Genomic DNA, 25353 nt, shown 5'->3' with positions numbered 1-25353 from the left:
ACATATGAGCTATGAATTAGACGAAGAAATTCTTCAGGACTTTTTGGTTGAAGCAGGCGAAATTCTCGATCTGCTTTCTGAACAGTTGGTAGAACTGGAAAACAATCCGGAAGATAAAGATCTGCTGAACGCTATTTTCCGTGGTTTCCACACGGTAAAAGGTGGCGCAGGATTTTTGTCGTTAACCGAGCTGGTTGATACCTGCCACGGCGCGGAAAACGTGTTTGATGTGCTGAGGAACGGTCAGCGCCAGGTGACTGCCGGTCTGATGGATACCATGCTTCAGGCGCTGGATACCATCAACGTGCAGTTCCAGGCAGTACAGGACCGGGATCCACTGCCGCGAGCAGAACAAGCTCTGCTGGATGAGCTTCATCGTCTATGTCACCCAGAAGCTGATAGTGTTGAAACTGTCGAAGTGGCGCCAGAGCCACCGCAAGTGGAAACGCCGCCACCGCAACCGGAAAATACCGAGTTATCCTCAGCTGGCTCCATCGATGAAATTACGCAGGATGAGTTTGAAAAACTGCTCGACGAACTGCATGGTAAAGGAACCGCGCCGGGCGCTTCAGCTCCAGCCGCGGCTTCTGGATCCAATTCTGTTGCTGAGCCCGCAAGTGATAGCAGTGGCGATATTACCGACGATGAATTCGAGAAATTGTTAGACGAATTGCATGGTTCGGGTAAAGGCCCGTCGGCATCGGGCTCAGCAGCGGTGAGCAATCCTCCGGCCACTAATCCACCGACGGGAGCTGCTGCTTCATCCAGTCCATCCGAAGGGGATGACTTGATGACCGACGACGAGTTTGAAAAGTTACTCGACGAGCTGCATGGCACAGGCAAAGGGCCGTCAGCTGAAGAGTTGGAGCTCGCCACACAACCTGCGGCGCCGGTAAATCGCCCAGAGCCAAGTGCGCCGGCCGAAGCGGCAATGCCTGTTGCCACGCCTAAGCCGGCCGCGGCAGCACAAGCGAATCCACCTGCAACTAAAGATACCACCGCAGTTGCTCCGGCGAAGAAAAGTCAGTCTGAAGCCACCGTACGTGTCGACACCTCAACCCTGGATACCATTATGAATATGGTGGGTGAGCTGGTGTTAGTGCGTAACCGCCTACTAAGCCTGGGACTCAATAGCAACGACGAAGAGATGTCAAAAGCGGTATCGAATCTGGATGTCGTTACCGCGGATCTGCAAGGCGCAGTGATGAAAACCCGCATGCAGCCGATTAAAAAGGTGTTTGGCCGTTTTCCGCGCGTGGTACGGGACCTTGCCCGCAACCTGAACAAAGACATCACGCTGGAAATGCGTGGTGAAGATACCGATTTAGACAAAAACCTGGTGGAAGCGCTGGCTGATCCACTGATCCACTTGGTACGAAATTCTGTCGACCACGGTATAGAAATGCCTGAAGCCAGGGTAGCTGCAGGCAAACCGAGAACCGGTAAAGTTATTCTTTCTGCCTCTCAGGAAGGTGACCATATTGAGCTGGCCATCATCGATGACGGTGGCGGTATGGATCCGGATAAACTGCGCTCGATTGCGGTCAAACGCGGAGTGATGGATGAAGATGCTGCGTCCCGCCTGACGGACAAAGAGTGTTTTAACCTTATCTTTATGCCTGGCTTCTCCAGCAAAGAGCAGATTTCAGATATCTCCGGACGCGGTGTGGGTATGGACGTGGTCAAAACCGCCATCAACACCCTGAACGGTTCTATCGATATTGACTCAGAACTGGGTAAAGGCACCAAGATCACTATCAAAGTGCCGCTGACTCTGGCGATCCTGCCAACCTTGATGGTCGGTGTGGCCGGTCATCCGTTCGCTCTGCCACTTGCCAGTGTGAATGAAATATTCCATCTCGATTTGAGCCGGACCAATATCGTCGATGGCCAACTGACCATCATCGTTCGTGACAAGTCTATCCCATTGTTCTATCTGCAGAACTGGCTGGCGCCTAACGGCGGCAAAGTGGAACTGCGTAAAGGCCATGGTCATGTGGTGATTGTGCAGCTTGGCAGTCAACGGGTCGGGTTTGTCGTCGATACCCTGATCGGCCAGGAAGAAGTGGTCATTAAACCTCTGGATAAATTACTGCAAGGTACGCCAGGAATGGCGGGTGCCACTATTACCAGTGACGGCCATATCGCGCTGATTCTGGATGTGCCGGATTTGCTTAAGCAGTATGCCGCTGCTTCTCGAATTTAATTTTCGTCAGGCTTATAAGGAAAACTATGGCGATTAAAGTATTAGTAGTTGATGATTCGAGTTTTTTCCGTCGCAGGGTGAGTGAAATTGTCAACGCCAACCCCAGACTGGAAGTGGTGGATGTCGCCAGTAATGGCAAAGAAGCAGTAGAAAAAGCGCTCAGTATCAAACCGGATGTCATTACGATGGATATCGAAATGCCGGTGATGGATGGGATCACCGCTGTACGCGAGATCATGGCCAAGCAGCCTACGCCAATCCTGATGTTTTCATCACTGACTCATGATGGCGCCAAAGCAACTTTAGATGCGCTGGACGCCGGCGCGCTGGATTTTCTGCCGAAAAAATTTGAAGACATCGCCCGTAATCGTGATGAGGCTGTCAGCTTGTTGCAGCAGCGGATTCTGCAAATTGCCTCCAGAAGGGCTATGCTGCGGCGACCGGTTGCGGCCAGGCCTGCTGTCAAGCCAGCGCCGTTAACGCGTAGCACAGCGGCTGCCGCGCCTGGCAGTGCGCCTGTGGTATCGCCACGGTATCGTGCCAGCGGGAAAAAGTATCAGTTGACCGCCATCGGCACGTCTACCGGAGGCCCGGTAGCGCTGCAGAAAATACTAACCAAACTGCCGGCCAATTACCCGCATCCAATTGTGTTGATCCAACATATGCCGGCGACCTTCACTGCGGCATTTGCCAGTCGTCTTAACGGCCTGTGTAAAGTTCAGGTGAAAGAAGCGCAAGACGGTGACGTTCTGCGTCCGGGTACGGCGTACCTGGCTCCGGGGGGTAAGCAAATGATGATCGATGGCCGTCCGGGTAGCGCCAGGCTGCGCATTATCGATGGTGGCGAAAAAATGAATTACAAGCCGTGTGTGGATGTGACCTTCGGCAGTGCGGCCAAAATTTATCAGGATAAGGTCTTGTCTATGGTCCTGACGGGCATGGGCGCAGATGGTCGAGAAGGGGCCCGCATGCTGAAAAGTGCCGGCGCTACTATCTGGGCTCAGGACGAAGAAACCTGCGTCGTGTATGGCATGCCACAAGCAGTCGCTAAAGCGGGCATTTCCAGCGAAGATCTTCCGCTGGAACGCATTGCAGAGCGGATGTTAGTAGAAGTAGGCCTAGGATAAGGAATTGGGATGGTCGTTTGGAGTATCGCAAACCAGAAAGGTGGCGTAGGTAAAACCACCACAACGGTGACGTTAGCCGGATTATTGAGTCAGCAGGGCAAGCGGGTGTTGCTTGTCGATACTGACCCTCACGCGTCGTTGACCACCTACCTCGGCTATGATTCGGATGCGGTTAAGCACAGCTTGTTTGACCTTTTTCAGCTGACAGAATTTAACCCGGCGAGCGTCACGCCTCTGGTACTGAGCAGCAATATTGACGGCATTGATATTATCCCTGCCCATATGTCGCTGGCGACGCTGGATAGGGTAATGGGCAACCGTAACGGCATGGGGCTTATCCTTAAGCGGGCCCTGTTGGCATTGCGAGAACAGTATGACTATGTGTTGATCGACTGTCCGCCGATCCTGGGGGTTATGATGGTCAACGCACTGGCGGCCAGTGACCGGATTCTGATCCCGGTACAGACGGAATTTCTGGCGATGAAAGGTCTGGAGCGTATGGTCCGTACCTTAGCGATTATGCAGAAATCCCGTAAAGAGTCGTTCAAAGTCACGATCGTTCCCACGATGTACGACAAGCGAACCCGAGCATCGTTACAGACCCTGAATCAGTTAAAGCAAGATTACCCCAGTCAGGTTTGGGGCTCGGCAGTACCGATTGACACCAAATTCCGCGATGCCAGCCTGAAACATCTGCCTGCCTCGCATTTTGCCGCCGGAAGCCGGGGCGTGTTCGCTTACAAACAGTTGTTACTCTATCTCGAGAGGTTAATGCTGAATGAGTAACGGTCATTTGCTTTCCAGTGAGCAGGCGCTGGACGACTATTTTAACTCGCTATTGGAAGAGCCAGCGGCTGAATCGCTGCCAGACGACAACCAATGGCAGCCAGCCCCTGAACCTGTTGAGCTGGAGCCCCAACCAGTACTGGCTGCTGCAGAAACTGAGGTTGAACCGCGTAGTTTCATTGATCCGAAGGACGCCGAAGTGGAAGTTCCTAACCTGGAAGATGTGGAACGTCTGCTGAAACAACTTGAATCGGCTAATCCGGTGGCAGAGCTGCAGCTTGAACAGGTCATGCAGCAGAATACTGAACAGTTAAGCAGTAATGCCGGCGCGGAAAAGAGTGTGGAAGCGGACTCAACTCCGCTCGCGCAACCGGACGAAATCCAGGAGTGGGATATCATAGAGCCCGAGGCTGAGGTTGCCGTGGCGGAAGTGGTTGAGCCTGCAGAGTCGCTAACCGAAGAGGTTAATACTGAAACTGAATCGTTGACTCAGCCAGAGACGCAATCTTCTGGCGCCGATTTTAGCGACTGGCAAAACCGAATCCGTAACGAAGACTTTCAGGTTCTCTACTTTGAAGTTAATAGCGTGACCTTTGCGGTACCTTTGGACGAGCTGGGTGGTATTCATCGCCTGACTGAACTAAATCATTTGATAGGTCGCCCTGCCTGGTATCTTGGCCTGCAGACCAGCCGTGACAATCAGTTAGATGTGGTCGATACCGCGAAATGGGTCATGGCAGAAAAACTTCAGGACGACAGCCATCAGGCCGATTATCAGTACATTGTGATGCTTGGTGAAAGTATGTGGGGCCTGGCATGTGTGCAGCTGCTGGGTACTGAGCTACTCACTACAGATAAAATCCGCTGGCGTGAACAGGTCGGTAAGCGACCGTGGCTGGCGGGAATGGTAAAAGAAAAAATGTGCGCTCTAATCCATGTTGAGGCATTGATCGCGATGCTTAATGCCGGATTGGACGTTAAAGCACTGGAACATTAATTCAATATGTCGGAAACGACTCAAGAGGATAAGGTATGTCTCAAACGAACGAACTGGAAGTGAGAAAAGAGCAGGCAAACGATGAAGTTCTTCAGTGGGTAACGTTCCAGCTTGAAGAAGAAACTTACGGTATCAACGTCATGCAAGTGCGTGAAGTGTTGCGCTATACCGAAATTGCTCCAGTACCGGGGGCTCCGGATTACGTTCTGGGCATTATCAACTTGCGTGGTAACGTGGTAACGGTTATTGATACACGCTCCCGTTTCGGTCTGATGGAAGGTGAAATCACCGATAACACCCGAATCATAGTGATCGAATCAGAACGTCAGGTGATTGGTATTCTGGTCGATAGCGTGGCTGAAGTGGTATATCTGCGTTCGTCTGAAATCGATACTACGCCAAGCGTGGGTACCGATGAAAGCGCCAAGTTTATCCAGGGTGTCAGCAACCGTGATGGTAAGTTGCTGATCTTGGTCGACTTAAACAAACTGTTGACCGAAGACGAATGGGACGAGATGGCCCACCTGTAATGGATACTTTTCTGGCAAGCCATGGGCCTGCAATTGCAGCAGGCCTGGCCGCTTTGTTACTGCTGTTGCTGATCATGCTGTTGCGGGTTAAGCGCTCGCAAAGAGTTACGGCGGATAGTCTCAGGCAGAAAAATCGCTCTTTGGAAAAAGAGCTGCAGAAAAACACTAAACAGCTGCTTGAAGTACGATCGGTTATGGTCGGGCTCGGACAAAAGTTGAGTGAACAGCAGGACATCATCCAGCATCTTAATGAACGGATTGTCGAGCTGGAACAGGCCGACAGCGATGGACGACTCTATTCCAGAGCGACTAAAATGGTTCAGCTGGGCGCGGATATCAACGAGTTGATTGAAGAGTGTGAGTTGCCTAAAGCGGAAGCGGAGCTGATGATGTCACTGCAGAAGAAGCTGGCGGGCAAAGAGAAAGTGCCGCCACTGGCCAGTAGCCCGGAACAGCGTGCTCAGAATCGGCCGCCACGCAGGATGAGAAAATAGTACCAGCAGATTTAACCAAAAGAGGATGCGATAGCATCCTCTTTTATATTGCCACTGTAATAAATAGTGTCTTGAAATCAAATCCATTAATTATTAACAGTTTCTTACTTAGTTTCGTGATGTGAAGTCGAGTAATTTGGTTTTGTCGGTTTGTTGCTGTGATAAAATAACACCTCACCTTCATCTTATAGACAGTTCATGCTAGAAGTTAAAAACCTTGCCGCAATCCGCGACGAAAGAGTCTTGTTCGAATCCCTTTCGTTCACCATTCAGACTGGTGAACTGGTCCAGATAGAGGGCCGGAACGGGACAGGTAAAACCACCCTATTGCGTATTATTGCCGGACTCGGCGACCGAGACGACGGTGAAATTTTTTGGCAGCAGCAACCGATCGAAGCGTACCGCGATGTCTACCACAGTGATTTGTTGTTTCTTGGTCATCAGACCGGGGTTAAACGCGAACTGACCGCGTATGAAAATTTACGGTTTTATCAGGCGGTCTATTCAGGGCAGACGCCAAGCAAGGAAGTCATCTACGAAGCGCTGGTTAAGGTTGGCCTGGCTGGTCGGGAAGACGTTCCGGTAGGTCAGTTATCGGCTGGTCAACAGCGCCGGGTGGCCCTGGCACGGTTATGGCTGAGCAAGCAGCAACTGTGGATCCTGGATGAGCCTCTTACCGCGATTGATAAACAAGGTGTCAAGGTGCTGGAAGCCCTGTTCCTTGAACACGCAAATGATGGTGGCATTGTTATCCTGACCACGCACCAGGATATGTTTGCTGATAACCCGAAACTAAGAAAAATTAAACTGGGCAACTGATTATGCTGGCCATTATGAACAGTATTATTCGACGTGAGCTGCTTATAGCATTTCGTCGTAAAGCGGATATTCTTAATCCGCTGTGGTTTTTCATTATTGTCATTACCCTTTTTCCGCTCAGTATCGGTCCGGAGCCTCAACTGCTGGCCAGGATTGCGGCGGGTATCGTCTGGGTGGCGGCGTTGCTGTCGGCACTGTTGTCACTGGAGCGTCTTTTCCGTGATGACTATCAAGACGGTGCTTTGGAACAAATGATGCTTATGCCTGTCCCACTACCGATAGTGGTGATCGGTAAAGTGATAGCGCACTGGTTGCTGACCGGTTTACCCTTGATTCTGATCAGCCCGTTACTGGCAGTGTTGTTGTCACTGGATTTTGCTACCTGGGCAGCCGTGGTTCTGACTTTACTGGTCGGTACGCCGACATTAAGTTTTATCGGCGCGATAGGGGTCGCACTGACGGTGGGTTTGCAAAAGGGTGGGGTATTACTCAGTTTGCTGATTTTGCCGCTCTATATCCCAATTCTGATCTTTGCCACCTCCGCGATTGATGCTGCTGCGTTGGGGATGGCGTATAACGGACAATTAGCGATATTGGGTGCTATGTTTATGGGCGCGTTAACGTTAACGCCATTTGCGATTAGTGCAGCGTTGCGCGTCAGTGTTAACTGATATCAAAGCACTGCGAAACAGATTAAGTCAAAATATCGGTTGGCCGCTCGGAAAAGCGTGCCGATCGTCAACTGAAAGTGAAGAGTGAGAAAGAACAATGTGGAAATGGCTACATCCTTACGCTAAGCCCGAGACCACTTACCAACTGTGCGGTAAGTTATTGCCCTGGTTTGCATTGTTAGCGCTGTTGTTGATGGTGTCCGGAACAGTTTTAGGGTTAGCATTTGCACCGGCTGATTATCAGCAAGGTGATAGCTTCAGGATCATTTATATCCATGTGCCTGCCGCGATCTGGTCGATGGGGGCCTACATGTCAATGGCTATTGCGGCGTTTATCGGGCTGGTTTGGCAAGTCAGGCTTTCCGATATGGCCGCCGCTGCGATGGCTCCGATCGGCGCGGTATTCACTTTCATCGCTCTGCTAACCGGTGCCATCTGGGGCAAACCTATGTGGGGTACATGGTGGGTCTGGGATGCCCGTCTGACGTCAGAACTGATTCTACTGTTCCTTTACCTGGGCGTTATTGCTCTGTCGCGCGCGTTTGATGACCAAAAGACGGCGGCAAAAGCGGCGGGCATTCTTGCCATTGTTGGCGTAGTGAACCTGCCGATTATTCACTTCTCAGTCGAGTGGTGGAACACGCTTCACCAAGGTGCCACCATTACAAAATTTGCTAAGCCGTCCATTTCTAGTGATATGCTCTGGCCACTGTTGCTGAATATCTTTGGCTTTGCGTTTTTCTTTGGTGCCGTCACTATGGTTCGGCTCAGAAATGAAATCATCAGCCGTGAAAGCCACCGCCCGTGGGTGGTTAAACTCGCCAGTGAACGTCGATAAGGAGGAAACCCACCATGCATTTTGAGACGTTGTCAGAATTCTTTAATATGGGAGGTTACGCCAGCTATGTGTGGAGTGCCTTCGGAATTACTTTTTTATCTTTATTAATTTTGCTGGCAGTTAGCGTTCGGCGAGGACATCAGTTACTGGATGAAGTGCAAGCTAAAGTTGCGCGTCAACAGCGTATTGATGCGGCTAAAAACCTGGAGAACACACTATGAACCCAAGACGTAAAAAACGACTCAGCATTGTGCTGGCCGTGCTGATTGGTATCTCTGCCACCATCGGTTTGATTCTGTATGCATTAAATCAAAATATGGATCTGTTCTATACACCGACCGAACTGGTCAATGGTAAACCAGACGGAACCAAACCTGAGGTCGGCCAACGGTTACGAATCGGTGGTATGGTAGTGGAAGGTTCAGTACAGCGTGATCCTCAGTCTCTGAAAGTCACTTTTGACCTGCATGATGTTGGCCCTAAGGTCAAAGTCGTTTATGAAGGTATTTTGCCGGATCTGTTCCGAGAAGGTCAGGGCATTGTTGCTCAAGGTGAGTTGATCAACGCAACCACGGTACAAGCTTACGAAGTGTTAGCCAAACACGACGAAGAGTATATGCCGCCTGAAATCGCTGAAGCGATGGAAAAAAATCATCAGCCGCTTAAATACACTCAACAACAACAACAAGGAAGCGATCAATGATTGCTGAGTTTGGTCATTTTGCCTTAATCGTCTCGCTGGCTATGGCGGTACTGCTGAGTATTCTGCCTTTAGCTGGCGCGTCCAAGAATAACGCTCTGTTGCTCAATTCAGCCCGACCACTGTCGTGGGGCATGTTTTTGATGTTGCTGCTCTCCTTCGGCATTTTGTCATGGGCGTTTTACACCAATGATTTTACCGTTCAGTACGTCGCGACGAACTCTAACAGTCAACTGCCTTGGTACTATCGTCTCACCGCGGTATGGGGTGCCCACGAAGGTTCCCTGTTGCTTTGGGTACTGATCCAGGCAGGTTGGACCGTGGCGGTCGCCAGCTTTTCCCGCGGTATGCCGCAAGAATCCGTGGCGCGTGTTCTGGCGGTCATGGGGATGATTTCAGTGGGTTTCCTGCTGTTTATCATCGTTACCTCAAACCCGTTCCTGCGTACACTGCCGAGTTTCCCGGTTGATGGCCGCGATCTGAACCCTCTGTTACAGGATCCAGGCCTGATCGTTCACCCACCTATGCTCTACATGGGCTATGTAGGTTTCTCGGTTGCCTTTGCTTTTGCTATTGCATCGCTGATGACCGGCCGTTTGGATACGGCATGGGCACGCTGGTCTCGTCCATGGACAACCGCAGCATGGCTATTTTTGACCCTGGGCATCGCGCTGGGCTCCTGGTGGGCATACTACGAGCTTGGCTGGGGTGGCTGGTGGTTCTGGGATCCAGTAGAAAATGCTTCATTCATGCCTTGGCTGGCTGGTACGGCGTTAATGCACTCACTGGCGGTCACCGAAAAACGCGGCACTTTCAAAGCCTGGACCGTATTACTGGCGATTCTGGCGTTTTCATTGAGCCTGTTGGGAACATTCCTGGTACGTTCCGGTATCTTGGTTTCTGTACACGCGTTTGCGTCCGACCCGGCTCGGGGTATGTTTATCCTGGCCTTCCTGGTGTTTGTCATCGGCGGTTCGCTGCTGCTGTATGCGGTGAAAGGGGCTGCAATTCGGGTGCGGGGTAAATTTGATCTGTTCTCACGTGAAAACGCACTGCTGGCGAATAATATTCTACTGTTGACGGCTCTGGTCGTGGTACTGGTTGGAACACTGTTGCCGCTGGTACACAAACAGATTGGTCTGGGTTCAGTATCGGTAGGGGCTCCGTTCTTTAACATGTTGTTTGCCTGGCTGATGATGCCGTTCGCGTTCCTGCTGGGCATTGGCCCGCTGATCCGCTGGAAGCGCGACCACCTGTCTAGCCTGTTAAAGCCAATGTTGGTATCCGGTGTTGCATCGGTCGTCCTGGCAGCGTTAATGGTTGCTCTGCTTGCTGATGAGTTTACCGCAATGGCCTTTGTCGGCTGGCTGATGGCCTGGTGGATTATCTTGCTGCATGGTCTGGAGATGTACCAACGTGCGACCCACCGTCATGATTTGCTGACCGGGATTAAGAAATTGCCACGCAGCCACTGGTCAATGACCCTGGCCCATATTGGCCTGGCAGTGACGGTTATCGGTATCACTATGGTACAGAATTTCAGTGTTGAACGTGATGTGCGCCTGGCACCGGGCGAACAGTTCCAGATCCAGAACTACGATTTCCATTTCACTGGTCTGAGAGATAAAGACGGTCCGAACTATGACGGCTATATCGCTGATTTCGAAATTCGCCACCAAGGTAAGCTAATCAATACGCTACATGCTGAAAAACGTTTCTATACCACGGCCAAATCAATGATGACTGAAGCCGCGATTGATGCAGGCGTTATGCGCGATCTGTATGTTGCTATGGGCGAACGGCTTGGCAACACCGATGCCTGGGCTGTCCGGTTGTACTATAAACCGTTTGTCCGTTGGATCTGGGCCGGCGCCTTGCTTATGGCCTTAGGCGGTGCGATTGCCATCAGTGATAAACGCTACCGTTTCCGTCGTACTCTCAAAGAGCAGGAGGCATAAATGAACAAGAAGATACTGTTTATTCCGCTGCTGGCATTTCTGGTCTTGGTCGGTGTGTTTGCCACCCAGTTGGTGAAGAACTCTGGCGGTGATGATCCGACCAAACTGGAGTCTGTTTTAATTGGCAAATCTGTCCCGAATTTCCGGCTGGAAGACCTGGCCGAACCGGGTAAATTGTATGATCAGGCCATTTTTAAAGGTGAGCCACTGCTGCTTAACGTTTGGGCTACCTGGTGTCCGACCTGTTATGCCGAACACCAGTACTTAAACCAACTTTCGGGTGATGGCGTAAAAATTATTGGTCTCAACTACAAGGATCAGCGCGATAAAGCAGTGACTTGGTTGAACGACCTTGGCAATCCATACCTTATCAGCCTGTTTGACGGCGATGGTATGTTAGGGCTTGACCTCGGGGTTTATGGAGCTCCTGAAACCTTCCTGATCGATAGCAAAGGGATTGTTCGTTACCGCCATGTGGGAGATGTAAATCCAGTGAACTGGGAAAAAACATTGAAACCACTTTATGAACAAATGGTCATGGAGGCTTCACAATGAAACATTGGCTAATAGCACTGGTGCTGCTGTTTACCAGTGCCAGTTTTGCTGCGATCGATGTGTATGACTTCAAAACGCCCGAGCAAGAGCAGCAGTTTCATGAGCTGAATGCAACGCTGCGATGCCCGAAATGTCAGAACAACACCATCGCGGATTCAAACGCTGAGCTGGCCAAAGACCTGCGCCAAAAAGTGTATGAAATGACTGTAGAAGGTAAATCGAAAAGCGAAATCGTCGATTATATGATTGCCCGTTACGGTAACTTCGTGACGTATAAACCTCCTTTTACGGCGGCGACCTCTATTTTGTGGTTTGGTCCGTTGGTGGTATTGCTTATCGGCTTTGGTTTTATTGTGCGTCGCAGCAGAAAAGCTAAGCAGGCGGTGCAGACGGTAGAGAAGTGGGATCAGGACAAGGAGGCGAAACTGCAGGCCTTACTGAATGATGACCAACAGGGAGACAAAAAGTAATGACTGTATTTTGGCTGTTAACTGCCCTACTTGTCATCGCTGGCTTGGTGATAGTTGCATTGCCGCTGATCAGCAAACACAGACACAATGACGAAGTCTTGCGTGACGAACTGAATAAGGCTTTCTTTAAAAATCGCCTTAAAGAGTTGGAAGAAGAAGTTGATGAAGGCTTGGTAGAGAATCAGCAGGAACTGATTGATGACTTGAAGCAGTCTCTGCTCGATGATATTCCTGCCCATAAACAGGTGCAGGCGGGGCGGGTCTCGGCACTGAAGATATTTATTCCTTCAGCGCTGCTGGTTACGGGATTGTCTTACGCGATGTATTTCCAGTTTGGGGCATATCAAGAAGTACAAGACTGGCAGAAAATCAGCGCTGAGTTGCCTGCACTGTCTAAAAAGCTCATGTCTCCGGAAGCGCGTAACATGACAGAGCAGGAACTGACGGATTTAAGCCTTGCTCTGCGGACCCAGCTACATAAAAAACCTGATGATGCCGCTGGCTGGTTGTTATTAGGTCGTTTGTCGATGGCAACACGCGATTTGAATACCGCGATAGATTCCATGGCTCGGGCATACAAACTGGATGGCGGCAATGAGGATATCCAGCTGGGTTACGCTCAAGCATTGATGAGTTCACGGGACGAAGCCGATCAGACACTGGCACGTCAGCTATTGCAGCGTTTGGCTATGAAAGAAACTCCGGATATTCGTGTGATGTCGCTGTTGGCGTTTGATGCATTTGAACGCCAGGACTTCAAACTGGCAATTCGCTACTGGAGCAGCATGCAGCAGATGATCGGTGAAGACGATCCTCGTTTCGATATGTTGACGCAAAGCATCGCCAGCGCAGAACGCAATCTGAATAAAGAAGTGCAGTCGGCCAATGGTAAAGCGGTACCCGTCACCATCAACCTTGGTGCCAATGCCCAGCCAGACCCGAGTGCGATTGTTATCGTGTCGGTTCACACCGCAGATGGCGCGCCAATGCCGGTAGCTGCAGCGCGATATCAGATGGGTGATTTTCCTCTCAATGTCGAACTGGATGATTCCAACAGTATGGTTCAGGGACGAAAAATTTCTGACCTGGAACAGCTAATCGTCAAGGTTCGTCTGGACAGCGATGGTAACGTGATGACCAAAACAGGGGACTGGTTTGGTGAAAGCGAAGTAGTTAAACTAGGGGAACCAGTTGAAATATTGATTGATAGCCAGTATTAATTAAAAGTACTATCAATGGATGCGTGAAAGGCCGGTCTTTGATCGGCCTTTGTTATAGGGATAACAATAACAATGAATAACACCTCTCGCGCTTTGTGGCTCACACTTTCACTGTCAGTGGCTATGACAGGGTGCTCCACAAAGCCACAAGAAGAGCAGACGCCTCCTGTAACGTCGGGAACCGATGTGTACGACCCCATAGAAGGGTTTAACCGTACCATGTGGACGCTCAACTACGACTACCTCGATCCTTATCTGGTTCGTCCTGTCTCTCTGGCCTATGTGAACTACACACCAGTTCCGGTGCGTAAGGGTATCGCGAATTTTCTCGCCAACCTGGATCAACCCTCTAGTATGGTGAACAACCTGGTTATGGGCAATGGCGGAAAAGCGCTGGATCACTTCAATCGTTTTTGGATTAACAGTACCTTTGGTTTGCTGGGCTTTATCGATATTGCCTCGGCGGCTGGTATTACCGACCACGGAGATAAAGAGTTTGGCGACGCGGTAGGCCACTATGGGGTAGGGAATGGCCCGTTTGTTATGCTGCCTGGTTATGGTCCCTGGACTGTACGTGAGGCGACAAACTTCGTCGACGGTACCTATCTGCCACTCTCTTACCTGAATTTCTGGGCCAGCCTGGGGAAATGGGCGCTGGAAGGGATGGAAAAACGTGCTGCGGTAGTGTCACAGGAAAGCACACTGGAAAATTCACCTGATCCTTATATTCTTTCCCGCGATATCTATATCCAGCACCGGGATTTTAAAGCCGAAGTGGAGAAGGATGATTACAATCCGGATGAAGAAGCGTATCTCGACAGCTATATGGAAGAGTTTTAGCAAACTTTCAGTTGAACGAGGAAACGCAGATACAAAAAAGGCCGCAAATGCGGCCTTTAGTTTAGCGGTTAGCGCTTAGAAGCTGCGGCTGTACTGCAAGCCCATCAGAATTGCGTTAGCACGAGTGATTGCAGTAAGTGACGTTGCTGGCGTCTCTTCTTTAACGTTTACGTCTTTACCAATCAGGTAAGTAAAGCCAAAGTCGATCGCAGAGGCCTGATCAAGATGGTAGCTTACACCCGCTGAGAACCATTGGCGGTCAGAGTCAGGTACAGAGATCGAGGTTAGCTGATCCTGAGCACTGGTGTCGTACATGTAGCCGGTGCGTAGCGTCCAGTCCTGATTCAGGTAGTAAGTACCGCCGATAGAGTAGTGCCAGCCATCTTGCCACTGGTACTGTTTATCGTAGCTTGAGCCCAGTATTGAACCTTGTAGGTTGCGGAATTCGATTTGATCGAACTTACTCCAGCCGATCCACTGCACGCTGTAGTGAACTGCGAACTTAGTATCTTCAATTTTGTGGTAACCGGAGAATTCAGCGATATCCGGCAGCGGCAGAGTAATTTCCTGACCTTTGTCATCTTTAGCTTTAAATTCAGGGCTATAACGGTAAGCCAGACCGAAACGGTTATTTTCATCCAGTTCATAGACGCTGCCAACGTTAAAACCAACTGCCCAGCCATCGGCTTTGTCGACATTTATTAAAGGCGTTCCAAGTGGAATTGACGCACCAATTTGCATACCTTGGCCAGAATAGCGCTTCATAGTGCCTTGGCCATAAATAATATCCAAGCCAGCACCTAAGCTCAACTGGTCATTTACTCGGTAAGAACCGGCCATACCAAAGTTAAAGCTTTTTACGTCGGTCAGGCCACCGTATTCAGACGCTGGATAGTCATCGGGAAATTCAGTTTTAGTACCAAAGTTGGAGTAGGCATTGATACCGAATGCCAATTTTTCATCTACTGGTACGATCAAGTGAATATTAGGCGCAATAGAAGTGGTACCGATGTCATCACGATCATTTACTGGTAATGCACCACCAAGATACTTCACATTTTTGGCTTCAATCAGGGAAGTAATGCTTTCAAAACCCATTGAGAAGGAGGTTTTGTCAAACAGAGCCATAGCGGCTGGGTTACGAGCCATTACTGCGGCGTTGTCGGCGATAACGGCATCACCGGCAAATGCGCGGCCAACACCGGTCGCTGATTGAGCGTTAAGCTGGAAACCTGCTGCGATTGCCTGCTGAGAAGCGATGGCGATAGACACTGCTAATAGTGACTGTTTATACAGACGCGTCTTATTCATTCTTATTTCCTATTTGATATTTCGCCTCTAATTGGGCGATAAAATTGAGCAATTGCTCAGTTGTGGCCAATCCTGTCATTTAGCATACCGGAAACAAATCCGACCACTAGTAATAAATGTTACAAAATTCAATAATTGAAGGCTAACTGGCAGGAAAATGTGGTGAAAATGCATTAAATAGAGCATTAGCTCTATTTTGGGCGAAAGATAAAGAAAGTGGAGAAAAGGCCAGAAAGAGTCTGGCCAGTGTGAATTAGCTCATCGGCTGAATAATGGGAATAAGCGATTCGGCTATTTTAGCCATATCTTCACCCTTCTCACCAACCAGAATCAGGCTGTTGCTGCCAAGGGGTTCGACGATTGCATTAAAGCCTTTCTCGCTAATATCCAGAGACTGATCTGCGGCAATACCGGCAACAAACAGCGTTACCTTACCTTTTTCGCCCTGGAAAACCATATGTACGGCGTTTGCTTTGCCAAAACCACAGTGATTCAGGTAATAAACGTGATATGGAAACTGATTGACCAGTTTGGATTCGAAGGGCAGCATTTTGGCATTGATTTGAACCGAACCTACCTGCTCGTCTATCGGCGCAATAAAGCCCTGTTCGTCGATCACATGCTTGATAGCAGTCTGGGCCAGACTAGCCTGCACCGGTGGCACGATGACATTGCCCCAGTTGACTTGCCCGGCAAACAGACCGAAAGCAAATGCCACTGAAGCGGCCAGCGACATGGCTCTGCGGGTAAAGCTAGGGCGTACAATATCAGCCGACTGTTTGGAGTTGTGACTGAACAGGATACGGTCCGCTAATCCCTCAGGGACTTCTACATTCATCGCTTTGGCGATTTTGACGTCCAGATCCATCGCGTCATCGACAAATTTACTGTTGGCGTCGCTGGCGCGAATGGCGGTGAGTATATCGCTGTCACGTTTCTTAGGATCCGACAATACGCGACGACGGAATTCGAGTTCATCCATTCTGTTGCCCCCTTGGTGCATTATCTGAGTCCAGCATCTCTTTCAACTGATTGCGAGCACGAAAGAGTCGCGTCATGACAGTGTTTTTGTTCAAGTTTAAAATCTCACCGATCTCTTCACCGCTAAAGCCACCGACTACCTGTAAAAATAGTGGCTCGCGGTAATCGAGGTCGAGTTTCATGATTTGCGCCTGCATCCACTCGGTTTGATGGAAAGCATCGTCACTCACTTTCCCTTCATTCCCCGGATTGTCGATATCGACAATGTCTAACTGCTTGCGTTCAAACCGGCGCGCGTTCTCTCGCCGCAGTATGGTAATCAACCATGCTTTGGCGGCTTTTTCTTCCTGTAAACTATCCAGAGATTTCCAGGCCCTTAAGCAGGTCTCCTGTACTAAATCTTCTGCCACGGTTGGATCTTTGCACAACCAGTAGGCGTAGCGATAAAGGTCTCTGTGATAGGCTCTAACCAGAGCTTCATACTTTCTATGCTTGTCCATGTCTGAGTTGACCGGACGTTTAGGTTTTTTCTTTCTGAAAAAGTTACTGATAGCCACGTCATCCTCCGGATTGAATCCGCGGGGCGATACACGATGAATGGGATGTAGTGTATGTATTCACACTTATTAAAAACTGTTAGCAGCATAAATCAACATAAAATTGATCTGATTCAAAATCTCTGGCGAGAATGTAGTTATATTAACTTTCGTCATCTAGTTAGTCTGTTGGTCTAACATGTTGAGCAAGATGACACTTCCTTTTGAAGGCTGACTTTACTTTCTCCTAATCAGGTAACTGATTATTTCAATTGGCGTAACAAGTTAATTGTTTTATACATTCCAACCACACAGTTATGTGTGGTTTTTTTTTGCCTCTCTTTTAGCGACTTTAGCGACTTTAGCGACGCGACCGTGACGATTATCTCGCAATGGGTTGCTTACTTTTCAATTCTGAATCACGTTTATTTAAACGTTCGTTTGATTCTGTTAACATCCTGATTACAATGAACAGGTCAGACCTCTTATTCTAAGGAGAAATAATGGGCACACAGGAAGTCAAAACGCGCACAGGAGAGCGCGTTGCTATTGTCGCTGGCTTACGAACCCCTTTCGCGCGACAAAGCACCGCTTTTAGCCAGGTGCCGGCGGTAGATATGGGCAAAATGGTGGTGAGCGAATTGCTGGCAAGAACTGATATCGATCCTGCTTTGATTGAGCAGGTGGTATTTGGCCAGGTGGTACAGATGCCGGAAGCGCCCAATATCGCCCGGGAAATTGTGCTGGGGACGGGCATGCCGGTCAATACTGACGCCTACAGTGTTACCCGAGCTTGCGCGACCAGTTTTCAGTCAGCGGTGAATGTGGCTGAGAGTATTATGGCGGGTACCATCGATATTGGTATCGCCGGGGGCGCGGATTCTTCTTCTGTTCTGCCTATTGGCGTGTCCAAAAAGCTGGCGGCAAACCTACTGGCACTGAGCAAAACCAAAACCTTAGCCCAGAAGCTCAATATTCTGAAGACTCTGTCGTTGAAAGACCTGATACCAGTTCCGCCAGCGGTAGCCGAATATTCGACCGGGCTGTCTATGGGACAAACCGCTGAGCAGATGGCCAAAAGTCACGGTATTAGCCGGGAATCACAGGATGCGTTGGCGCACCGTTCACACACTCTGGCCGCACAGGCTTGGCGGGAAGGTAAAATTCGCGACGAAGTGATGACCGCTTTTCCAGAGCCCTACAAAGCGTGGATAGATAAAGACAACAACATTCGCGAAGATTCCAGCATCGAGAGTTACGCTAAGTTGCGTCCGGCGTTTGACCGTAAACACGGTTCAGTTACGGCGGCTAACAGTACTCCTCTGACCGATGGCGCAGCGGCAGTGATGCTGATGCGTGAAGGCCGGGCCAGAGAGCTGGGACTGGAAATCATGGGGTATATCCGTTCCTACGCCTTCTCAGCTATTGGCGTGCAAACCGACATGCTGATGGGGCCATCTTATGCCACTCCGATAGCACTTGACCGCGCCGGTGTTTCGCTGGCGGATCTCACTCTGATAGAAATGCATGAAGCGTTTGCAGCCCAGACTCTGGCCAATGTGAAAATGTTTGCCAGTGACCAGTTTGCTCAGCAGCAACTGGGGCGTTCTAAAGCAATAGGCGAGATCGATATGGATAAATTCAATGTGTTGGGTGGCTCGCTAGCTTACGGCCACCCGTTTGCAGCGACAGGTGCCCGTATGATGACTCAGACACTGCGTGAGTTAAAACGTCGTGGTGGCGGGCTGGCTCTTAACACCGCCTGTGCCGCTGGTGGACTTGGTGTGGCGATGATACTGGAGGTTGAATAATGAGTGAGACAAAAGCATTTAGCCTGAAGGTAGACGATAATCAGATCGCCTGGCTAGCCATCGACGTCCCTGGCGAAAAAATGAATACCCTGCAGGCGGCATTTGCTGAGGACATGCAGGCGATATTTGCCGAGTTAGAGCAGCAGAAATCTGCTCTGAAAGGGATGATCGTTTATTCGCTAAAACCGGATAATTTTGTTGCGGGCGCGGATGTGCGCATGCTGGAAGCGTGCAAAGATGCCTCGGAGGCTGAGAGTCTGGCGAAACAGGGCCAGCAAATGTTCCAGACCTTGTCTGAATTGCCTTTCCCGGTAGTGGCAGCGATTCATGGCCCTTGTCTGGGTGGCGGCCTGGAGCTGGCATTAGCCTGTGACTATCGAGTCTGCTCGGATTCAGATAAAACCCGGCTGGGCTTGCCTGAAGTTCAGCTCGGCCTTTTACCCGGCTCAGGCGGTACCCAGCGATTGCCACGATTAATTGGACTGCTACCTTCGCTGGATTTGATTCTGACCGGTAAACAGTTGCGTGCTAAAAAAGCCAAGAAACTGGGCGTGGTGGATGAGGTGGTCGCCGAAACCATCTTACTGGATGCCGCCAAGCAACTGGTTGAAAAGCATGCAGGCAAAGCCAGAGCGAAACGCAAACTTGCCACCAAAGAAAAACTGATCGCCAACACCAGTATGGGGCGCAAGTTGGTGTTTGATCAGGCCAGCAAACAAACCTTGAGTAAAACCCGAGGTAATTATCCGGCCGCAGACGCGATCCTGGAAGTCATTCGGCTTGGGCTGGAAAAAGGTTTTCAGGCTGGTCAGGAGCTGGAAGCCAAACGCTTTGGCGAATTGGTGATGACTTCGGAGTCTAAGGCGCTGCGATCCATTTTCTTCGCCACCACTGAGATGAAAAAAGATCTCGGCAGTGACGCTGAGCCTGAAAAAGTCGCCAAGGTTGCTGTTTTAGGTGGCGGTTTAATGGGCGCGGGGATCAGTCACGTAACCGTGGCGAAAGCCAAGTTGCCGGTGCGGGTTAAAGATGTCTCCAATGATGGCGTGTTAAATGCGTTACGTTATAACTATCAACTGTTTGAAAAACAGCGTAAACGCCGCATTTTGAGCAAAGCGCAGCTGCAGGAAAGAATGCTGCAGTTGTCCGGAGGCACTGATTTTACCAGCTTCAGCACGACAGACTTGGTGATCGAGGCGGTATTTGAAGATCTGGCGCTTAAGCAGCAGATGGTGGCAGATGTCGAATCCAACGCCAAAGCGACCACAATCTTTGCCACTAACACCTCGTCTTTGCCGATCGGGCAAATTGCCGCCAACGCCCAGCGTCCGGAGAATATCGTCGGCCTGCACTATTTCAGCCCGGTTGAAAAAATGCCGCTGGTGGAGGTTATTCCTCACCAGAATACCTCTGACACAACCATCGCAACTGTGATGGATATCGCGCGCAAGCAGGGTAAAACGCCGATAGTGGTGAAAGATTGTGCTGGCTTTTACGTCAACCGGATACTGGCGCCTTACATGAATGAAGCGGCGCAGATTCTGATGGCCGGAGAGCCGATCGAGAGCCTGGATAACGCGCTACTGGACTTTGGTTTCCCGGTTGGCCCTATTACCTTATTAGATGAAGTGGGTGTCGACATCGGTGCCAAGATTATGCCAATCCTGGTTAACGAACTGGGCGAGCGTTTTCAGGGGCCAGATGTGTTTGACACACTGCTGAATGACAACCGGAAAGGCAGAAAAAGCGGCAAAGGCTTCTATGTCTACAAAGGTAAGAAAAAGCAGGTGGACAAGTCGGTGTACAAACTGCTTAAACTTAAGCCAGAACCAAATATGGCCGCCAAAGAGATTGCCCTGCGCTGCGTATTACCTATGCTGAACGAAGCGGTACGTTGCCTGGATGAAGGCATTATTCTTAGCCCCAGAGATGGCGACATCGGCGCGATCTTCGGTATTGGTTTCCCGCCATTTTTGGGGGGACCTTTCCGTTATATGGACCAGGTCGGCATCAAAGAGTTGGTGGAACTGATGAACCAGCATGCGCAGAAGTATGGTGATCGATTCGCACCTTGTGATGGCTTGCTAACCCGGGCCGGACTGGGTGAACGGTTCTATCCTTAAGCGAAGTTGATCAGTTAGACTGTAAACTCAAACAGTTGAGGCGAACCAACAAGGTTCGCCTTTTTTATAAATGAGAGTTATTATCAAGCAAATAGTTTATAAACGTGTATAAAGGATGCCAAATGGAAGCTCTTGAACTGCTGCTCAACCGTCGTTCCGTTGCAAAACTCAATCAGCCTGCACCAGAAGGTCAGGCGCTGGAAAACATCATTCGTGCCGGGTTGCGCGCACCAGACCATGGCGGACTGACGCCGTGGCGTTTCGTGATATCACAGGGAGAGGGGCTGCAAAAACTGGCCAACATTCTGGTTGCTGCCGCTGAACTGAACAACAGTGAAGAGGCGGTAATTAGCAAGCTCAAAAATGCACCGTTCCGTGCCCCTATGGTAATCACGGTTATCGCTAAAGTGACCGAACATGCCAAAGTCCCTGCTTTGGAGCAATACCTGTCTGCCGGCTGTGCGGTACAAGCGATGCAACTGGCTGCGGTTGCACAAGGGTTCCAGGGGTTCTGGCGTTCCGGGGAGTGGATGTTCCACCCTGCGGTAAAAGAGGCATTTGGCTTACAAGGTGATGACTGTATCGTCGGTTTTCTTTATCTGGGTACGCCAGATTCTACGCCGGTGAAAGTGCCAGAGCGTGAACTGAGTCGTTTTGTGGAATACTTGTAGGCCTTTAAGCCTGTGTTATCAGAAAGGGCTCTATGGATGGAGAGCCCTTGAAAAGCTGCCGCTATGTTTATTGCAAGCAGTAGGCGATAACAAAGTCGATAAACAGCCGAACTTTTTCCGGAATGTTGTCTTTGTGATTGTACAGCATGTAGATATCACGCGGGTTGGAACTCCAGTCAGTCAACACCTGAACCAGATTGCCCTCTTCGATATAGTTATTCAGCATTACATCTGGCATCAGGGTGATTCCCAGGCCATCTGAACAGGCACAGCGCACAACGTCCAGGGTGTTTGCCTGGAAGCGCCCTTTGTCGGTATTGATAACGGTCTCGCCACTGGAATTGGTTAACTGCCACTTAATGAGCGGCGCACCTTTTAACAGATCGTGTTGGCTTAACTCTTCTGCATGCTTAGGAGCAGGGCGTTGACGCAGGTAATCTGGGCTGGCGACCAGAATATCTTTTACTTCGCCAATCTTGCGGGCTATCAGGCTGGAATCACGCTGGGGTCCAACGCGGAAAATGACGTCCCACTCAGTGGGATCAAGCTGGCTAGCCTGGTTGGTGGTACACAGCTCAATATTAATGCCTTGATAACGCTGCATAAATGCATTGAACATCGGCATCATCATCCGCTTAGTTAAATTGGATGGCGCAGAGATTTTTATTTTGCCAGCGGCACCGCGGCAATCATCGCTAATTTCTTCTGCTGTGTGAGTGAGCTTGGCCAGCAGCGGTGAACATTCTTGATAAAACCGTTCACCGGCTTCTGTCAAAGACAATTTGCGTGCGTGCCGATTGAGTAGGCGCAAGTTTAACGCATCTTCCAGAGCCTGAATTCGGCGTGTAATAGTTGCGACCGGTATCAGTGTCTTGCGAGAAGTTGCGGTATAGCTCCCATTTTCAACCACAAGCCGAAATAGGTTTAGATCATCAAGTTTCATTTGGGGGGGAATATTTTTTAAGAGTTCGGTTAATTTAAATGTATATCAAACGTCAAAGTTTGAGACACATCAAGAACTTTTGAATATTTACTAAATCCATACATCTTGTGTGCGATTTATGGTGGTAGTGGAATATTTGTATAAACACGGTTTTAGAGCTACTTTTTAAGGAGTAATTTAAACCTAGCCAAAAATACAAACATAAACATCTAGGCACTTTTAGGAAACTAAAGTGAGGCTCAGTTTTTATGCATAAATCTCACGAAAACAATGTTGTGATGCACCCTGCGGATTTGGCCGCACAACGTAAGTTGATCATGGTAGTTGATGACGACCCTATTTTTCGTCGAATTACATGTGGCATTTTGACAACACATGGATACCGGGTAGTTGAAGCCGAAGACGGCTTAGAAGGTCTGCATCATTTACGAACTGCAGAACCGGATTTAGTCATTTGTGACTTATCGATGCCGGTGCTGGATGGTATTGAATTTGTTGAAGAGGTGAGCCTGGAGTACCCATCTCTTCCGTTGATTGTGGTATCTGCGACGGATGAAATGTCTGATGTTGCCAAAGCACTGCGCTATGGGATTAAAGACTTTTTGTCTAAACCCATCAGTAACGATCAGCATCTGCTCAGCGCAATTGAAAACACGCTGGAAGACTCCTTTGACCATTTGACCGACCAGCGAGATTTCGCCAGTCAGTGGTTCCGGGTGGATAGCGGTGATGTACCGGAAGAGCAGGAACTGCACTGGCATCTTGAATACCTGCAGGAAAACCCCAGTGCAGCAAAAGATCTTTTACATGCGCTATTGCCGGACAAAGACTCTGCCCAGGGTAGCTGGAAATGTAGCTATCGCCTGCTGCAATCGGCAGATGTCATGCCACTGGTGTTTGATTACGCCTGGCTGATGAACGGCCAGCTGGCCTTCTACCTGGTTGATTCCAACGCCAAGGGGGAGCACGGCGCCGCGACTACGTTATTGGTCCGGGCATTATTCAATGACTATCTGCGCAGCCTGAAAAGTTACCACGCCGATCTCAAAGAGATGACGTCAACGCTGGAGCGAGGCATCGAATGTTCTGAGTGCACTGGTCCGGTTAAAGCGCTGTTTGGCGTAGTAGATTTATCCGGCGGGACCATGTCGATAATGCCGGCAGGGCTGGAATGCCAATGGTCCAACGGTTACTCTTCCTGCCATATTGCCGCAGGGGAAAAATTGGGTGATAACTGTAGTCGCAATTTTATTACCCAGGACTTACCGGTTCACGCCGCCTGCCAGATAACCCTTAGTCGGGTTGGCAGCTCCAGTTTTAGTTTTGACCTTTACCAGGGAGGGTGTGCCTGATTCAGGTACACCCTCAAGGATATAAAACCCCTACCTTTAGTCAGTGTTTGTCCGGCACTGATTACGTTATAGTCTGCCAGCAAAATTATAATAGCCATATGGGGAAGCTTCGGCTCCTCTGGCAAGTCAGTCCCTAAAAAACAGAAGAGAAGTAATATCATGGCAGATCACGATTTCCAGGAACCGTATAATATCTTTTACTTTTTCGGCTTTATCGCCGCATTGTTAATCCCGCTTTTGCCTGCGACCCTAACTTGGATCCGCGTGGTAAACGGTTATTCAGTGTTCTAATCACTGTTTTAACGGAGCCGCTTATCAATATAACCAATACACTGCTCAACTTGATAGGCGGTCTCTGTATTTGTCTGGGTCTGCTCGGTATACTTGTCCCTCTGCTTCCAACCACGCCATTTTTGTTACTGGCCAGTGGCTGCTTTATGCGCAGCAGTCCACGATTTCATCGCTGGTTACACCAACATCCTACCTTTGGTCCCATTTTAACTAACTGGCATCAACACCGCGCCCTGAATGCCAAAGTGAAGCGCAATGCCAGATGGATGATCGTCATCAGTTTTACCTTTTCTATCCTAATAGTCCCGTTCATCTGGTTAAAAGTGACGCTGTTTTTGTTTTTGATCATCTTACTGTGGTGGTTTAACCGAATACCTGTGATAGAGCACCTTGCTGACCAACAAGAAAATCACTAAGATTGCAGAGAAGTGCGCCCGCTCTTTTAGTGGGCGTTTGTTTTTCTGGCTCTTGCTCACTTGGATAACCAGGGCGAAGCAGGGCTGTAGATATTCGCCGACGACAAGTAAAGGGCTATTTTGCCTGTTAGCGTTCGGCCCACCTAAGTAACACGTATTATGACAACTGACACAATTTCTCTCATTAAATCAAGCATCAAAAGCATCCCAGACTATCCAAAACCAGGTATCTTGTTCCGCGACGTGACCAGCCTGCTGGAAGATGCCACCGCCTATCAGGCCACCATTCGCCTGCTGGTTGAGCGATACCAGGACAAGGGCTTTACCAAAGTCGTAGGAACGGAAGCGCGCGGTTTTCTGTTTGGTGCACCACTGGCACTGGAGCTGGGCGTAGGTTTTGTTCCTGTGCGTAAGCCGGGCAAATTACCGCGAGAAACCATCGGTGAGTCATACGAACTGGAGTACGGCATCGACACTCTGGAAATTCACGTTGATGCGATTAAAGCCGGTGATAAAGTACTGGTTGTCGATGATTTGCTGGCAACCGGCGGCACCATCGAAGCCACAACCAAATTGATCCGCCAACTGGGTGGTGAAGTCGAACACGCTGCGTTTGTCATTAACCTGCCGGAAATCGGTGGTAACGAACGTCTGGCTGGCCTTGGATTACAGGTTTACAGCATTTGTGAGTTCGAAGGTCATTAATC

At 49.8% G+C, this 25353-nt stretch carries 26 protein-coding genes; 22 read left to right on the top strand and 4 right to left on the bottom strand.

The features are described 5' to 3' along the window. Nucleotides 1-4 precede the first annotated feature (4 nt). From ACQY6F_RS01280 to ACQY6F_RS01205, 16 genes are all read left to right on the top strand, one after another. Nucleotides 5-2206: a chemotaxis protein CheA gene (locus tag ACQY6F_RS01280; RefSeq protein ID WP_428771667.1), complete on the top strand. Its 2202-nt coding sequence runs from the start codon at nucleotides 5-7 to the stop codon at nucleotides 2204-2206. 26 nt (nucleotides 2207-2232) lie between these two features. After that, on the top strand, nucleotides 2233-3333 hold the full coding sequence (locus tag ACQY6F_RS01275) for a protein-glutamate methylesterase/protein-glutamine glutaminase (protein WP_428771665.1): 1101 nt from the start codon (nucleotides 2233-2235) through the stop codon (nucleotides 3331-3333). Nucleotides 3334-3342: 9 nt separating this feature from the next. After that, the gene (locus ACQY6F_RS01270; RefSeq protein ID WP_428771663.1) at nucleotides 3343-4119 is read left to right on the top strand and encodes a ParA family protein; all 777 of its coding nucleotides are present in this window, start codon (nucleotides 3343-3345) and stop codon (nucleotides 4117-4119) included. After that, a complete protein-coding gene (locus ACQY6F_RS01265) occupies nucleotides 4112-5116 on the top strand; it encodes a chemotaxis protein CheW (RefSeq protein ID WP_428771661.1) in 1005 nt (334 codons plus the stop codon). Before ACQY6F_RS01270 ends, ACQY6F_RS01265 begins: the two co-directional genes overlap by 8 nt. Before the next feature lie 35 nt (nucleotides 5117-5151). Then, nucleotides 5152-5646 (top strand): chemotaxis protein CheW, encoded by a 495-nt coding sequence (locus tag ACQY6F_RS01260; RefSeq protein WP_428771659.1) that lies wholly within the window; start codon nucleotides 5152-5154, stop codon nucleotides 5644-5646. Next, nucleotides 5622-6140, top strand: coding sequence for a DUF2802 domain-containing protein (locus ACQY6F_RS01255; protein ID WP_428771657.1), 519 nt, complete (start codon nucleotides 5622-5624; stop codon nucleotides 6138-6140). The genes ACQY6F_RS01260 and ACQY6F_RS01255 overlap by 25 nt, the downstream gene beginning before the upstream one ends. A 198-nt stretch (nucleotides 6141-6338) precedes the next feature. Continuing rightward, a complete protein-coding gene (ccmA, locus tag ACQY6F_RS01250; RefSeq protein ID WP_428771655.1) occupies nucleotides 6339-6959 on the top strand; it encodes a cytochrome c biogenesis heme-transporting ATPase CcmA in 621 nt (206 codons plus the stop codon). Between the two features lie 2 nt (nucleotides 6960-6961). After that, nucleotides 6962-7630 carry a heme exporter protein CcmB gene (gene ccmB / locus ACQY6F_RS01245; protein ID WP_428771653.1) on the top strand — a complete coding sequence of 223 codons (669 nt, stop codon included), beginning with the start codon at nucleotides 6962-6964 and terminating at the stop codon, nucleotides 7628-7630. Nucleotides 7631-7727: 97 nt separating this feature from the next. Further along, nucleotides 7728-8468 carry a heme ABC transporter permease gene (locus ACQY6F_RS01240; protein ID WP_428771651.1) on the top strand — a complete coding sequence of 247 codons (741 nt, stop codon included), beginning with the start codon at nucleotides 7728-7730 and terminating at the stop codon, nucleotides 8466-8468. Between the two features lie 14 nt (nucleotides 8469-8482). After that, the gene (gene ccmD, locus ACQY6F_RS01235; protein ID WP_428771649.1) at nucleotides 8483-8689 is read left to right on the top strand and encodes a heme exporter protein CcmD; all 207 of its coding nucleotides are present in this window, start codon (nucleotides 8483-8485) and stop codon (nucleotides 8687-8689) included. Then, the gene (ccmE, locus tag ACQY6F_RS01230) at nucleotides 8686-9171 is read left to right on the top strand and encodes a cytochrome c maturation protein CcmE (RefSeq protein WP_428771647.1); all 486 of its coding nucleotides are present in this window, start codon (nucleotides 8686-8688) and stop codon (nucleotides 9169-9171) included. Before ccmD ends, ccmE begins: the two co-directional genes overlap by 4 nt. Continuing rightward, entirely contained in the window at nucleotides 9168-11126 is a 1959-nt protein-coding gene (locus ACQY6F_RS01225; protein WP_428771645.1) for a heme lyase CcmF/NrfE family subunit, read from the top strand. The genes ccmE and ACQY6F_RS01225 overlap by 4 nt, the downstream gene beginning before the upstream one ends. Continuing rightward, nucleotides 11127-11681 carry a DsbE family thiol:disulfide interchange protein gene (locus ACQY6F_RS01220; protein WP_428771643.1) on the top strand — a complete coding sequence of 185 codons (555 nt, stop codon included), beginning with the start codon at nucleotides 11127-11129 and terminating at the stop codon, nucleotides 11679-11681. It begins immediately after the preceding gene. Continuing rightward, nucleotides 11678-12151: a cytochrome c-type biogenesis protein gene (locus tag ACQY6F_RS01215; protein WP_428771641.1), complete on the top strand. Its 474-nt coding sequence runs from the start codon at nucleotides 11678-11680 to the stop codon at nucleotides 12149-12151. Before ACQY6F_RS01220 ends, ACQY6F_RS01215 begins: the two co-directional genes overlap by 4 nt. Continuing rightward, nucleotides 12151-13371: a c-type cytochrome biogenesis protein CcmI gene (ccmI, locus tag ACQY6F_RS01210; RefSeq protein WP_428771639.1), complete on the top strand. Its 1221-nt coding sequence runs from the start codon at nucleotides 12151-12153 to the stop codon at nucleotides 13369-13371. The genes ACQY6F_RS01215 and ccmI overlap by 1 nt, the downstream gene beginning before the upstream one ends. A 72-nt stretch (nucleotides 13372-13443) precedes the next feature. After that, on the top strand, nucleotides 13444-14211 hold the full coding sequence (locus ACQY6F_RS01205; protein ID WP_428771637.1) for an MlaA family lipoprotein: 768 nt from the start codon (nucleotides 13444-13446) through the stop codon (nucleotides 14209-14211). A 75-nt stretch (nucleotides 14212-14286) separates the two neighbouring features. Here ACQY6F_RS01205 and ACQY6F_RS01200 read toward each other — a convergent pair whose 3' ends face one another. From ACQY6F_RS01200 to ACQY6F_RS01190, 3 genes are all read right to left on the bottom strand, one after another. Beyond that, the gene (locus ACQY6F_RS01200) at nucleotides 14287-15522 is read right to left on the bottom strand and encodes an outer membrane protein transport protein (RefSeq protein WP_428771635.1); all 1236 of its coding nucleotides are present in this window, start codon (nucleotides 15520-15522) and stop codon (nucleotides 14287-14289) included. A 253-nt stretch (nucleotides 15523-15775) separates the two neighbouring features. Then, nucleotides 15776-16504 (bottom strand): DUF3379 domain-containing protein, encoded by a 729-nt coding sequence (locus ACQY6F_RS01195; RefSeq protein ID WP_428771633.1) that lies wholly within the window; start codon nucleotides 16502-16504, stop codon nucleotides 15776-15778. Beyond that, complete coding sequence (locus ACQY6F_RS01190; RefSeq protein WP_428771631.1) at nucleotides 16497-17060, bottom strand: sigma-70 family RNA polymerase sigma factor; 564 nt, start codon at nucleotides 17058-17060, stop codon at nucleotides 16497-16499. The genes ACQY6F_RS01195 and ACQY6F_RS01190 overlap by 8 nt, the downstream gene beginning before the upstream one ends. 482 nt (nucleotides 17061-17542) lie before the next feature. Here ACQY6F_RS01190 and fadI point away from each other — a divergent pair, with 482 nt between their 5' ends. From fadI to ACQY6F_RS01175, 3 genes are all read left to right on the top strand, one after another. Continuing rightward, complete coding sequence (fadI, locus tag ACQY6F_RS01185; protein ID WP_428771629.1) at nucleotides 17543-18850, top strand: acetyl-CoA C-acyltransferase FadI; 1308 nt, start codon at nucleotides 17543-17545, stop codon at nucleotides 18848-18850. After that, the gene (gene fadJ, locus ACQY6F_RS01180) at nucleotides 18850-20973 is read left to right on the top strand and encodes a fatty acid oxidation complex subunit alpha FadJ (protein ID WP_428771627.1); all 2124 of its coding nucleotides are present in this window, start codon (nucleotides 18850-18852) and stop codon (nucleotides 20971-20973) included. The genes fadI and fadJ overlap by 1 nt, the downstream gene beginning before the upstream one ends. A gap of 122 nt (nucleotides 20974-21095) precedes the next feature. Then, the gene (locus ACQY6F_RS01175) at nucleotides 21096-21644 is read left to right on the top strand and encodes an NAD(P)H nitroreductase (protein WP_428771625.1); all 549 of its coding nucleotides are present in this window, start codon (nucleotides 21096-21098) and stop codon (nucleotides 21642-21644) included. Nucleotides 21645-21711: 67 nt separating this feature from the next. Here ACQY6F_RS01175 and ACQY6F_RS01170 read toward each other — a convergent pair whose 3' ends face one another. Then, nucleotides 21712-22587 carry a LysR family transcriptional regulator gene (locus tag ACQY6F_RS01170; RefSeq protein WP_428771623.1) on the bottom strand — a complete coding sequence of 292 codons (876 nt, stop codon included), beginning with the start codon at nucleotides 22585-22587 and terminating at the stop codon, nucleotides 21712-21714. 248 nt (nucleotides 22588-22835) lie between these two features. Here ACQY6F_RS01170 and ACQY6F_RS01165 point away from each other — a divergent pair, with 248 nt between their 5' ends. The 3 genes from ACQY6F_RS01165 (at nucleotide 22836) to apt (ending at nucleotide 25351) form a co-directional block, all read left to right on the top strand. After that, nucleotides 22836-23939 carry a response regulator gene (locus ACQY6F_RS01165; RefSeq protein ID WP_428771621.1) on the top strand — a complete coding sequence of 368 codons (1104 nt, stop codon included), beginning with the start codon at nucleotides 22836-22838 and terminating at the stop codon, nucleotides 23937-23939. Nucleotides 23940-24280: 341 nt separating this feature from the next. Beyond that, on the top strand, nucleotides 24281-24646 hold the full coding sequence (locus ACQY6F_RS01160; protein WP_428771619.1) for a YbaN family protein: 366 nt from the start codon (nucleotides 24281-24283) through the stop codon (nucleotides 24644-24646). 159 nt (nucleotides 24647-24805) lie between these two features. Beyond that, complete coding sequence (gene apt / locus ACQY6F_RS01155) at nucleotides 24806-25351, top strand: adenine phosphoribosyltransferase (RefSeq protein WP_428771617.1); 546 nt, start codon at nucleotides 24806-24808, stop codon at nucleotides 25349-25351. Nucleotides 25352-25353 lie beyond the last annotated feature (2 nt).

This window comes from Vibrio sp. (genome assembly GCF_050299255.1).
Lineage (GTDB): Bacteria > Pseudomonadota > Gammaproteobacteria > Enterobacterales > Vibrionaceae > Vibrio.
This window is presented reverse-complemented; position numbering and strand designations above follow the sequence as displayed.